Annotated in this window: 11 protein-coding genes; 5 read left to right on the forward strand and 6 right to left on the reverse strand. The window is 57.0% G+C overall.

Annotation, left to right across the window (positions count from 1 at the left end):
• The 3 genes from recF to dnaA are packed head-to-tail and all read right to left on the reverse strand — an operon-like array spanning position 1 to position 3,784.
• Entirely contained in the window at positions 1–1,104 is a 1,104-nt protein-coding gene (gene recF, locus HX823_RS18080) for a DNA replication/repair protein RecF (RefSeq protein WP_012721452.1), read from the reverse strand.
• A 20-nt stretch (positions 1,105–1,124) separates the two neighbouring features.
• Positions 1,125–2,228 (reverse strand): DNA polymerase III subunit beta, encoded by a 1,104-nt coding sequence (dnaN, locus tag HX823_RS18085; RefSeq protein WP_016970682.1) that lies wholly within the window; start codon positions 2,226–2,228, stop codon positions 1,125–1,127.
• 38 nt (positions 2,229–2,266) lie between these two features.
• The gene (gene dnaA, locus HX823_RS18090) at positions 2,267–3,784 is read right to left on the reverse strand and encodes a chromosomal replication initiator protein DnaA (protein WP_038845370.1); all 1,518 of its coding nucleotides are present in this window, start codon (positions 3,782–3,784) and stop codon (positions 2,267–2,269) included.
• Between the two features lie 584 nt (positions 3,785–4,368).
• Here dnaA and rpmH point away from each other — a divergent pair.
• The 5 genes from rpmH to mnmE all read left to right on the forward strand — a co-directional run bounded on the left by rpmH (position 4,369) and on the right by mnmE (position 8,297).
• Complete coding sequence (rpmH, locus tag HX823_RS18095; protein ID WP_003213577.1) at positions 4,369–4,503, forward strand: 50S ribosomal protein L34; 135 nt, start codon at positions 4,369–4,371, stop codon at positions 4,501–4,503.
• Between the two features lie 16 nt (positions 4,504–4,519).
• On the forward strand, positions 4,520–4,924 hold the full coding sequence (gene rnpA, locus HX823_RS18100) for a ribonuclease P protein component (protein ID WP_016978720.1): 405 nt from the start codon (positions 4,520–4,522) through the stop codon (positions 4,922–4,924).
• On the forward strand, positions 4,917–5,162 hold the full coding sequence (yidD, locus tag HX823_RS18105) for a membrane protein insertion efficiency factor YidD (protein ID WP_003213574.1): 246 nt from the start codon (positions 4,917–4,919) through the stop codon (positions 5,160–5,162). Before rnpA ends, yidD begins: the two co-directional genes overlap by 8 nt.
• A gap of 2 nt (positions 5,163–5,164) precedes the next feature.
• Positions 5,165–6,847: a membrane protein insertase YidC gene (yidC, locus tag HX823_RS18110; protein WP_038845378.1), complete on the forward strand. Its 1,683-nt coding sequence runs from the start codon at positions 5,165–5,167 to the stop codon at positions 6,845–6,847.
• 79 nt (positions 6,848–6,926) lie between these two features.
• Entirely contained in the window at positions 6,927–8,297 is a 1,371-nt protein-coding gene (gene mnmE, locus HX823_RS18115; protein ID WP_177075829.1) for a tRNA uridine-5-carboxymethylaminomethyl(34) synthesis GTPase MnmE, read from the forward strand.
• Between the two features lie 19 nt (positions 8,298–8,316).
• Here mnmE and HX823_RS18120 read toward each other — a convergent pair whose 3' ends face one another.
• The 3 genes from HX823_RS18120 to HX823_RS18130 form a co-directional block, all read right to left on the reverse strand.
• Positions 8,317–10,755 (reverse strand): TonB-dependent siderophore receptor, encoded by a 2,439-nt coding sequence (locus tag HX823_RS18120; RefSeq protein ID WP_177075831.1) that lies wholly within the window; start codon positions 10,753–10,755, stop codon positions 8,317–8,319.
• A 91-nt stretch (positions 10,756–10,846) separates the two neighbouring features.
• Positions 10,847–11,782 (reverse strand): FecR domain-containing protein, encoded by a 936-nt coding sequence (locus HX823_RS18125; RefSeq protein WP_177075833.1) that lies wholly within the window; start codon positions 11,780–11,782, stop codon positions 10,847–10,849.
• Complete coding sequence (locus tag HX823_RS18130; RefSeq protein WP_038845386.1) at positions 11,782–12,288, reverse strand: sigma-70 family RNA polymerase sigma factor; 507 nt, start codon at positions 12,286–12,288, stop codon at positions 11,782–11,784. The genes HX823_RS18125 and HX823_RS18130 overlap by 1 nt, the downstream gene beginning before the upstream one ends.
• Positions 12,289–12,582 lie beyond the last annotated feature (294 nt).

A 12,582-nucleotide genomic window follows, 5' to 3' on the forward strand; every position in this document is an offset into this window, starting at 1 on the left:
TCACTCCCGATGGTCGTGGGTCTGGGTGATACGGCCTTGTTCCACGTGGAACAAAGCGACTGGCGTTTCCGTCTGCCAGCCTTCCCTCAATAATTCGTGGTCTACACAGGTGATAAACACCTGGCAGCGTAATTCTTCCAACAAGCGGCATAGCGCGCGGCGGTGTTGCTCGTCGAGTTCCGACGGCAAGTCATCCACCAGATAAATACATTGTCCGCGTCGGGCCTGGCTAACCAGGTGGCCCTGGGCGATACGCAGCGCACACACCACCAACTTCTGCTGACCACGGGACAAGATGTCCGCGGCATTATGAGCGCCTAACCTAAGACGCAAATCAGCCCGTTGGGGTCCGGCCTGGGTATGGCCAATTTGCTGATCCCGCTGCAAGGATGTCGCGAGCACTGCACTCAGCTCACGTTCTTTATCCCAACCACGGTAATAACTCAGCGTCAGCCCCTCGAGATCCAACAACTCACTCAAGGTCTGCTCAAAGACTGGTTTCAAGGCTTTGATATAGGCACGGCGGTATTCATCAATTTCGTCGCTGGCCAGGCACAGTTCCCGGTCCCAGGCCGCTTGCGAAGCGGCGTCAAGTGTACCATGCCGCAGCCATGAGTTCCGCTGCCGCAGGGCCTTCTGCAGGCGCTGCCATGTGGCCATGAAACGCGGTTCCACGTGGAACACTCCCCAATCGAGGAACTGCCTGCGGATTTTTGGTGCACCTTCCAACAGACGGAAACTGTCGGGGTTGATCAATTGCAGCGGCAGGATCTCTGCCAACTGCGCAGCACTGCGCGCGTTTTGCCCGTCAATGCGAATCTGGAACTCCCCGCCGCGATCACGGGATATCCCCAGGCTGCTGTGCCCACCTTCAGCGAGTTCGACCTGGCCAAACACGGTGCACGCCAATTGCTCGTACTGAATCACCGGTAACAAGCGAGCGCTGCGAAAGGAACGAGCGAGCCCCAGCAGGTGAATGGCTTCCAGCACGCTGGTTTTGCCACTGCCGTTGGCGCCGTGGAGGATATTGATGCGGGGAGAGGGGGAGAAGGTCACCGGGTGCAGATTGCGCACCGCGGTGACCGAGACGCGACTGAGGGACATCTAGCTTCTGCTGAGCATGATTACAGGCGCATCGGCATGACAACATACGCCGAGTCGTCGTTATCGGATTCCTGTACCAGGGCGCTGCTGTTGGAGTCCGACAGAATCAGGCGAACCTGTTCGGTGGTCATTACACCCAGTACATCCAACAGGTAGCTCACGTTGAAGCCGATTTCCAGAGAGCCACCGTTGTAGTCGACGCCCACTTCTTCTTCCGCTTCTTCCTGCTCCGGGTTGTTCGCCTGGATTTTCAGCTGACCATTGGCCAGTTGCAGACGAATGCCACGGTACTTCTCGTTGGACAGAATCGCGGTACGGCTGAACGCTTCACGCAACGCCTGACGATCACCCAATACCAGCTTGTCGCCACCTTTAGGCAGCACGCGCTCGTAATCCGGGAACTTGCCGTCAACCAGCTTGGAGGTGAAGGTGAACTCGCCGGTGGTCGCACGTATATGGTGTTGACCCAACACGATGCTGACGTTGCCTTCCGGCTCGGTGAGCAGACGCGCCAATTCAAGGATACCTTTGCGCGGTACGATCACCTGGTGACGGTCCGGCTGACCGATATCGGCGCGCATCGAGCACATGGCCAGACGGTGACCGTCGGTAGCCACGGCGCGGATGATGCCTTCCGACACCTCCAGCAGCATGCCGTTGAGGTAGTAACGCACGTCCTGCTGAGCCATGGCGAAGCTGGTGCGCTCGATCAAACGACGCAGTTTGCTCTGCTCCAGACTGCAAGTCAGCGAGCCAGGGCCTTCTTCCACTGTCGGGAAATCATTGGCCGGCAAAGTGGACAAGGTAAAGCGGCTGCGACCGGCCTTGACCACCAACTTCGCGTCATCAACCTTGATGTCGATCAGCGCGTCGTTCGGCAGGCTTTTGCAGATGTCCATCAGCTTGCGCGCCGGGACGGTGATCTCGCCGGGTTCGGCGGGCTCTTCCAGCTGCACACGACCGACCAGCTCGACTTCCAGGTCAGTACCGGTCAAGGACAATTGCTGGCCTTCGACTACCAGCAATACGTTGGAAAGCACCGGCAAGGTCTGTCGGCGCTCGACGACGCCTGCGACCAGTTGCAGGGGTTTCAACAGGGCTTCGCGTTGAATGGTGAAATGCATGGTCTAGTCCCTTGCCTTAATAAGCTGCGCTGGTGTCATCAAGTGGTCAGTGTACGCAGCAGGTTCTTGTAGTCCTCGCGAATATCCGCGTCGGATTCCTTAAGTTCATTGATCTTGCGGCACGCATGCAAGACCGTGGTGTGGTCGCGTCCGCCAAACACATCACCGATTTCCGGCAGGCTGTGGTTGGTCAGCTCCTTGGAGAGCGCCATGGCCACCTGACGGGGACGTGCCACCGAGCGCGACCGGCGCTTGGACAGCAGGTCGGAAATCTTGATCTTGTAGTACTCGGCAACGGTGCGCTGGATGTTATCCACACTCACCAGTTTGTCCTGCAGTGCCAACAAGTCCTTCAAGGATTCACGAATCAGCTCGATGGTGATGTCGCGGCCCATAAAGTGAGAGTGCGCGATAACCCGCTTGAGCGCGCCTTCCAACTCTCGCACGTTGGAGCGGATGCGTTGAGCGATGAAGAACGCCGCATCGTGGGGCAGGTCGACTTTGGCCTGGTCGGCCTTTTTCATCAGGATCGCAACGCGGGTTTCCAGCTCCGGCGGCTCTACCGCAACGGTCAGGCCCCAGCCGAAGCGAGATTTCAGACGTTCTTCCAGGCCTTCGATTTCTTTCGGGTAACGGTCACTGGTCAAGATGACTTGTTGGCCACCTTCGAGCAGGGCGTTAAAGGTGTGGAAGAACTCTTCCTGGGAACGCTCTTTGCGGGCAAAGAATTGAATGTCATCGATCAGCAACGCATCAACCGAGCGGTAGAACCGCTTGAACTCGTTGATGGCATTGAGCTGCAAGGCCTTGACCATGTCAGCCACGAAGCGCTCCGAGTGCAGGTACACGACCTTGGCATTCGGGTTCTTCTTTAATAGGTGGTTACCCACAGCGTGCATCAAGTGGGTCTTACCCAAGCCAACACCGCCATAAAGGAAGAGCGGGTTGTAACCGTGCTTGGGGTTGTCAGCAACCTGCCAGGCCGCTGCGCGAGCCAGTTGGTTGGATTTACCTTCGACGAAGTTCTCGAAGGTGAAGGTGCGGTTCAGGTAGCTGGTGTGCTTGAGCGCGCCCTCGACCTGCACGGTGCGCTGTTCGGCGCGGATCGGGGCCTGTTGGGAGGCAGCGCCTGCCATCGGGTCAAAGCTGTCGCGGGACGGCTCTTCATTCTCTGCTGCATTTTTTTGCGCAGAGGATTTGGAGGGCGCAGGTGCAGGCGTCGGCGCGCTGACAGCAGGTGCTGCTGCCGCCTGGGCTTGCGACGCAGCCGCGGCCAATGGCGCATTCGGCGCAGCGCGAGGCGCCGAGCTACGTTTGCTGCCTATTAATAAGGAGAGAACAGGCGCGAGGCCGTTGCCATGTTCATCGAGCAATTCGAGAACGCGGCTCAGGTACTTCTCGTTGACCCAGTCGAGAACAAAACGATTGGGCGCGTAGACACGCAACTCGTCGCCTTCGGCTTCGACCTGTAGCGGACGGATCCAGGTGTTGAATTGCTGGGCAGGCAGCTCTTCGCGCAAAAGCTCCACGCACTGCTGCCAAAGTTCCACTGACACGGATATCCCCTAAGTTGAAAGCCGGTGAGGCAAAAACAGCCGCCATTGTAGCGGCGAGCCGCCCACTTATCCACATGTAGGTTGATCACAGGCCAGCCAAAATCAACGCCTTAACGGTAAAAAAGGCGACCAATGGTCTGTGCATAAGCTCTGTGGATAAACGCCCCTGAGCTCGTTGCACAAGTGGGGTCGAAAGTCTGTGGGTAACTGGCCTGTGGATAACAACCCATTCCACCCACAGCTTATCCGACAGCGCAGCACAGGCAGAGCACCGTTTCTCCCCCGTGTTGTCATTCTCTGTACAGCACGTGGAATATGGTCTTAAGGTAGTTATCCACAGATGAATGGCTGCCTAGCTTTTATAAGCTTTACAGAAAAGCTTTAAATAACTTCCTTCTTTATTTTTATATCTATGCCCTGACTAGGGAAAGCCGAGCGGACAGAAAAGGCAGATGGGCGGTAGATATCTAATTAAAGGAAAAGCTGGTTGGAAATTGACCTAGAGGCTTGCTTTCTCTAGAATCGCCGGTCTCTTAAAACGGGGGCCATTCCGGCCCGTTGTGGACGAACCAGGTAACAACGCCATGAAACGTACTTTCCAACCAAGCACCATCAAACGCGCCCGTACCCACGGCTTCCGTGCTCGCATGGCCACCAAGAACGGCCGTGCTGTCCTGTCGCGTCGCCGCGCCAAAGGTCGTGCGCGTCTGGCAGTTTGATAATCCGGTACTGGTGGTGAGTCAGGACTTCAGTCGGGAAAAGCGTCTGCTAACCCCCCGGCATTTCAAGGCAGTCTTTGACTCCCCCACCGGCAAGGTTCCGGGGAAAAATCTCCTGCTCCTTGCGCGTAACAACGATCTTGATCACCCCCGTCTCGGGTTGGTGATCGGCAAGAAGAGCGTAAAGCTCTCCGTTGAGCGCAATCGCCTCAAGCGTCTGATGCGCGAATCGTTTCGCCTCCACCAGGACACTCTGGTTGGTTGGGATATTGTTATCGTCGCGCGCAAAGGCTTGGGTGATGTAGAAAACCCCGAATTGATTCAGCATTTCGGCAAGCTCTGGAAACGTCTGGCGCGTACCAACAAACCAGCTCCAGTAGCCAACACCGAAACTGTAGGGGTAGACAGTACCGATGCGTAAACTGGCCCTCGTTCCGATCCAGTTTTATCGCTATGCCATTAGTCCTCTGATGGCCAACCACTGTCGTTTCTACCCCAGTTGTTCCTGCTACGCGTTAGAGGCCATAGAAAATCATGGTCTTCTGCGCGGTGGCTGGCTGACCTTTCGTCGTTTAGGTCGCTGTCATCCGTGGAATCCCGGTGGTTATGACCCGGTTCCGCCTATCCCTACCTCCCGTTCTTCTTCGATGGCCGAGTAATCATGGATATTAAACGCACGATCCTGATCGTCGCCCTGGCAATCGTGTCCTACGTCATGGTTCTTAACTGGAACCAGGACTACGGCCAGGCTGCCCTGCCGACTCAGAATGTTGCTACCAATCAGGCTGCGCCGGCTATTCCGGACACCCCGCTGGGTAACAATGCGTCCGCGAGTGCCGATGTTCCCAGCGCGAATGGCGAGACAAGCGCCCCTTTAGAAACGCCAGTGGTCACCAATAAAGACCTCATCCACGTCAAAACGGATGTGCTCGACCTGGCTATCGATCCACAAGGTGGTGATATCGCGCAGTTGAAACTGCCGCTGTATCCACGTCGCCAAGACCATCCGGATGTTCCGTTCCAACTGTTCGATAACGGTGGTGAACGTACTTATCTGGCGCAAAGTGGCCTGACCGGCACCAACGGTCCGGATGCGCGTGCTACCGGTCGTCCGGTTTATTCGACCGAACAGAAGACTTATCAACTGGCTGATGGCCAGAACCAGTTGAACGTTGACCTGAAATTCAGCCTCGACGGCGTCAACTACATCAAGCGTTTCAGCTTTACCCGTGGTCTGTACGACTTGAAGGTCACTTACCTGATCGACAACGAAAGCGACAAACCATGGAGCGGCAACCTGTTTGCCCAACTCAAGCGTGACGCCAGTTCCGATCCTTCTTCCAGCACTGCCACCGGCACCGCGACTTACCTGGGCGCTGCCCTGTGGACAAGTAGCGAACCGTACAAAAAAGTGTCGATGAAAGATATCGACAAGGGCTCGCTGAAAGAAACCGTCCAAGGTGGCTGGGTTGCGTGGCTGCAACACTACTTTGTGACCGCCTGGATCCCGAGCAAGGGTGACGCGAACCTGGTTCAAACCCGCAAGGACAGCCAAGGTAACTACATCATTGGCTTCACTGGCCCGGCGTTGACCGTCGCACCAGGTGCCAAGGCTGAAACCAGCGCCACCCTGTATGCCGGCCCAAAAAGCCAGGCTGTGCTGAAAGAGTTGTCCCCAGGTCTGGAACTGACTGTGGATTACGGCTTCCTGTGGTTCATCGCCCAGCCGATTTTCTGGTTGCTGCAACATATCCACAGCATTGTGGGTAACTGGGGCTTCTCGATCATCTTCCTGACCATGCTGATCAAGGGGATCTTCTTCCCACTGTCGGCAGCCAGCTACAAGTCGATGGCACGCATGCGCGCCGTGGCCCCGAAACTGGCAGCGCTGAAAGAACAACATGGCGATGACCGGCAGAAAATGTCGCAGGCCATGATGGAGCTGTACAAGAAAGAGAAGATCAACCCGCTGGGTGGTTGCTTGCCGATTCTGGTACAGATGCCGGTATTCCTGTCGCTGTACTGGGTACTCCTGGAAAGCGTGGAAATGCGCCAGGCACCGTTCATGCTGTGGATAACTGACCTGTCGATCAAAGACCCGTTCTTTATCCTGCCGATCATCATGGGCGCGACCATGTTCATCCAGCAGCGTTTGAACCCGACTCCGCCGGATCCGATGCAGGCCAAGGTGATGAAAATGATGCCAATCATCTTCACCTTCTTCTTCCTGTGGTTCCCAGCGGGCCTGGTGCTGTACTGGGTGGTCAACAACGTGTTGTCGATCTCTCAACAGTGGTACATCACACGTAAAATCGAAGCGGCTACCGCAAAAGCCTCTGCGTAATTTACTCTGTGGATAACCACTCAAGACGCCCCCTAGTGGGGCGTTTTGCTTTCCGTCACTTTAGTTCTGGAACCTGCTGATGAGCGCTCCTCGTGAAACCATCGCTGCTGTCGCTACCGCTCAAGGTCGCGGCGGTGTCGGTATCGTTCGTATCTCCGGACCGCTCGCCGGTAAGGCGGCCGAGGCTATCAGCGGCCGCGAGTTGAAGCCGCGATATGCCCATTACGGGCCATTCCTCGATGCCGATAAAAGTGTGTTGGATGAGGGGCTGGCGATTTACTTCCCGGGGCCAAACTCATTCACCGGCGAAGATGTCCTGGAATTGCAGGGGCATGGCGGCCCGGTTGTGCTGGATATGTTGTTGCAGCGCTGCCTGCAATTGGGCTGCCGCTTGGCTCGCCCAGGAGAGTTCAGTGAACGCGCCTTCCTGAACGACAAACTCGACCTGGCTCAGGCCGAAGCCATCGCTGACTTGATCGAAGCCAGTTCTGCACAGGCGGCACGCAATGCACTGCGCTCCCTGCAGGGCGCGTTTTCCACGCGTGTGCATAACTTGACCGAGCAGCTGATCAGCCTGCGTATCTACGTGGAGGCGGCGATTGATTTCCCGGAGGAAGAAATCGACTTTCTCGCCGATGGCCTTGTCTTGGCGATGCTGGATAAAGTCCGCGACGAGTTATCCACAGTACTGCGTGAAGCCGGGCAGGGCGCTTTGTTGCGCGATGGCATGACCGTGGTGATTGCCGGTCGGCCCAATGCCGGCAAATCCAGCCTGCTCAACGCGCTGGCTGGGCGTGAAGCGGCGATCGTCACCGAGATTGCTGGCACGACGCGGGATATCTTGCGTGAACATATCCACATCGACGGCATGCCACTGCACGTGGTCGACACCGCTGGCTTGCGCGATACCGATGACCAAGTGGAAAAGATTGGCGTAGAGCGAGCGCTCAAAGCCATCAGTGAAGCGGATCGGGTGCTGTTGGTGGTGGATGCCACCGCGCCTGAGGCTGTGGATCCTTTTGCACTGTGGCCGGAATTCCTTGAGCAACGGCCAGACCCGGCCAAAGTCACCTTGATCCGTAACAAGGCCGACCTGACCGGTGAAGCCATTGCCATGGAAACCAGCGCGGATGGCCATGTCACCATCAGCCTGAGCGCGAAAGCGGCAGGGGATGGCCTGGAGCTGCTACGCGAGCACCTCAAGGCCTGCATGGGCTACGAGCAGACCTCGGAAAGCAGCTTCAGCGCACGCCGCAGGCATCTGGAGGCGTTGCGCCATGCGAGAGCAGCGTTGGAACACGGCCGGGCGCAGTTGACCTTGGCAGGCGCAGGGGAGCTGCTGGCTGAGGATTTACGTCAGGCACAGCAACTGTTGGGTGAGATCACCGGTGCATTCAGCTCCGATGATTTGCTGGGACGGATTTTTTCCAGCTTCTGTATCGGTAAATAACCGAGTTATCCACAACGCCTTACCAGTTGTAAGACACCGTACCGAGCAAGGTACGGCTGTCACCCCAATAGCAGCGGCCCGCATCGTTGCATCCAGAAACATATTCCTTGTCGAACAGGTTCTTGGCGTTCACGTCCACGGACCAGTGTTTGTCGATCTGATAGCCAATGGCTGCATCCACCAAGGTGACGCTGCCGGCGTCCAACTTCCCGTAGAGCGTGGGTGCGGTGTAGGAAAAGGTACTGTCGAAGTAACGCACACCGCCGCCCAGGGACAAACCTTTGAGTTGGCCATCGAGGAAACGGTACTTGCCCCACACCGACGCCTGGTTGCGCGGAACCCCCGTCATCTGACGCCCCTCGACCAGCGATGTTGCTGAATCCTTGGTAATCCGCGCATCAGTGTAGGTATAGGCCGCCGTCACATTCAGGTTGGGCGTGAGGTTGCTGTTCACCTCGACTTCCGCACCTTTGGCCCGGCTTTCGCCCACCTGGCGGTAACTATTGGTGGTGGCGTCGAGGTAGGTATCGTCTTGCTTGCGCAAGTCATACACCGACACGGTCATCGCCGTATCCCAGCCGATCGGCTCGTACTTCACGCCCAGTTCGTACTGGCTGCTGGTGATTGGCTTCAGCGGTGATCCGGCGTTGGAGATCTGCTGCACAGGGACAAACGCAGTGGAATAGCTCACATACGGTGTCAGGCCGTTGTCGAACTGGTACATCACCCCGCCCTGGTAGGTGAACTTACGGTCTTGCGATCCCGTGTTGCTGGCTTTGTTCACCTTGTCACGGAAATCACTGTCGACCCAATCCTGACGACCGCCGAGCAAAAACAACCAGTGGTCATATTTGCTCTGGACCTGTGCATAAACGCCTTTCATCTGCTGTTCGAGCAACGTGTTTTGCACCGCCACCGGGGTCAACGGATCCCGCAGGTACACCGGGTTATACACATTGATGGTGCCGGCAAACCCGGCGTCCCAATCCTGATTGAATGAGGTGCGGTCATAGCTGGCGCCGAACAGCACGGTGCTTTCCAGCCCACCGACCTGGAATTTGCCTTCCAGCTGGTTATCCAGCGAGTAGACCATCGACTTGTTGTAGCGATCGTAGCCGGTCATGTTCAGTTGAGTGCCGAAGCCGCGGTTGTTCAGCGCACCGGGCCAGGTTTCATGACGGTTGATGCGCGACTGCATGTAGCGTGAGTTCTGCCGGAATTGCCAATCGTCGTTAAAACTGTGGCTAAATTCATAGCCGGTGCTCCAGGCTTCGCGCTCGAACGTATTCCAGTCCGGATCACCGAGCATGGTGTGTTTGGACAACTTGCCATTGGGGTTTGTAAGCAAGGTGCCAGCGGCTGGCAGGCCGAGTTCCAGGTTGGTGTGATCCTTCTGGTAATTGGCCAACAAGGTAAGGCTGTTGTAATCGTCGAAGTTCAAGGTCAGGGATGGCGCGATGTAGAGGCGATCGTCCGGGACATGATCGGTCTGTGTGTCGGACTTGCGACCGAGCATCACTACCCGACCAAGAATAGTGTCGCTGTCGTTGAGCGGACCCGAGATATCCACACCCACTTGGCGTCGGTTGTTCGAGCCATAGCCCAACTGCACCTCGCCCTGTGGCGTGGCCGTGGGGTGTTTACTGACCAGGTTCACCAAGCCCCCAGGAGCATTTTCGCCGTAGAGCAGGGAGGAAGGACCCCGGAAGATTTCAACCCGCTCCAGGCCATAAGGCTCGCTGGTCGTGTCGTACCTATTACCTTGAACGCGTAGGCCATCACGCAGCAGGCCGTAGCCGTAATCCGTTGCGTTGAAACCGCGAATGAAGAACAGGTCACCCGCCAGACCATCGCCGGCGGCGAAGGGCGGCGCGAAGATACCTGGCACGTAGCCAAGGACTTCAGTCAGGCTCTGGGATTTCTGGTCCTTGATGCGCTGGCCGGTGACGATCGACACCGAACGGGGCGTTTCCGACAGAGGTGTGCTGGTCTTGGTGCCGATCCGGCTGTTTTGTGCCTTGTAGCCCACGTCCCCAGCAATCTCTTGATTGAAACCAACCTGTTGATAAGTACTGACAGTGGTCGGCGCAAGTGTGAGTTCGCCAGCAGGAACAGCCTGTAAGACATAGCTGCCGGGGGCCTGGACGACCGCCTGTAACCCCGAGTTTTGCAGCAACAATGCAAAACCTTGGTCCACCGAATAGTTACCCTCCAGCCCCGACGTATTCAAGCGCGCGGTCTGCTGGGGCGAAAAAGACAGGATCACGTTCGCCCTGGCCGCAAATTGGCTTAAGGCGTTGTCGAGAGGACCGGCGCCAATGGCGTAGTGTTGCACCGCGCTGGCGGCCATGACGCCTGTGGATAGCAAGACACCGGCGACGGCAGCCGTGCCGAGCAGCAGGCTGCAGGTCATGCCATGGAGGGAAAGTCGCTGGCGGAACTGGATGGGGAGGCGCATAAGTGGGTTAGCCCTGAAGGTTGCATCGTGATTACCTGTAGGGCCGATCCAGGCAAAAAAAAGATAACCCCCTTGTGGATAATTTTTTCGGTCAACTGCTTCGCTTCACCGAAACCCAATATCGCGTTAAATACCTCACCTGAATCGGCAAGGTGGCTTGCAGGTTGGCCAGTACCGCGTCGGTAGCGTCCAGACGGAACGTCCCGGAAACACGCAGTCGAGCGCAGGCCTGATCACATTGCAGGACACCCGGTCTATAGCGTGAAAGTTCGTCGATCACCTCCCCCAGTCGAGCATCCAACACGATCAACTGGCCTTCGACCCAGGCAGCCTGGGACCTTCGATAGTCGTGGTTCGGTCCTACGTTCTGACGATCAAAGTCGACGCATTCACCTGCACTGAGCAATCGCAGATGATCGGGCTGATCACCGGGCGACACCCTTACCCGGTCCTCCAGCACCCCGACACGCGTGGTGTCTGGCAATTGGCGTACGGTAAACCGGGTCCCCAGTGCCTGGATCCGGCCTTGGCGGGTGTCGACATAAAAGGGGGGCTGCCCGTCCGACTTACCCGTGTGGATAAGTACTTCACCTTCGCGAAGTCGGATCAAACGCCGGCGCCCGTCGAAGACCACGTCAATCGCCGTGCGGGTATTGAGGTGGATCCGCGTGCCGTCGGCCAACTCGATACGCCGGCGTTCGCCTACAGATGTGCGGTAGTCGGCGCCTACATTGCTGTATTGCTGAACATTCCAACCCAGATAACCCGTACTGCCCAATACGAGCACCCACTTCAATACCTGGCGACGTTGTTGAGTAGCCGACAAGGCGCGCAGGGTGAGGTCTTGGGGCAGGGCGCCAAGGCTGCGCTGCAACTGTTCCATCTGGTTCCACGCGACCTGATGGGAGGGATCGCCGTTGAGCCACTGTTGCCAGGCCAAGCGTTCCGCAGCCGTAGGTGGCTGGGATTGAAACTGCACATACCAACTGGCGGCGGCTTCGAAGGTCTTGCGATCAGACGTCGCCATTACAGGCTGGCCATGATCAGCGAACACTCGGTCAACGCTCGGATCATGTGCTTCTTCACTGTAGTCAGTGACACCTGCAATTGGTCGGCGATCTGTTGATAAGTCAGTCCCTCAATCTGCGACAGCAAGAAGATCCGCCGCGCTCGCTCGCCGAGTCCGCACAAGGCTTTATCCACTGCCACCAGGGTTTCGATGATGATGGCTTTATCTTCTTCACTGATAGCTGTGGCTTCAGGCCGTTCGGCCAAGGTTTGCTTGTAAGCCTGCTCAATGGCGTGCCGACGGTAGCGATCAATCACCAGGCCCCGCGCGATAGTCGCCAAATAGTCCCGTGGTTCAAGGATCTGCGCCGCATGACGTCCGCCCAAGATGCGCACAAACGTATCGTGAGCTACGTCGGCCGCATCGCAGGCGTTATGCAACTTACCTTTGAGCCACCCATGCAACCAGGAATGGTGTTGCTCATAAATGTGCTGGACTGCGGACGTGTGCGAAGGAGGGGACATAGGGCATGACAAGGCGGGTTAATGATAATCGCTATTATTAACTGCGCTGCCGTTTTCTCACAATAGCTCTCTTTTTGCAGTGCTCATCGCCGAGTCGGACGATTCTGCGGGCTTGGCCGTAGGCGAAATACACACCAAGTGACCGCTTTCTGTGGATTAAGCCCTGTGAATAACCGCCTCTGTGCCCAGTTGATAACAGGGCCTGAAACCTGAGTAAAAACCCACCTGTGGATAAGCACCTGTTTAATCCACAGGCTTAAAGCACTTATCCAAGCCCCTCATTGGTACATGACC

Origin of the sequence: Pseudomonas sp. P7759 (genome assembly GCF_013386445.1) — a bacterium.
GTDB classification, from domain to species: Bacteria; Pseudomonadota; Gammaproteobacteria; order Pseudomonadales; family Pseudomonadaceae; genus Aquipseudomonas; species Aquipseudomonas azotoformans_A.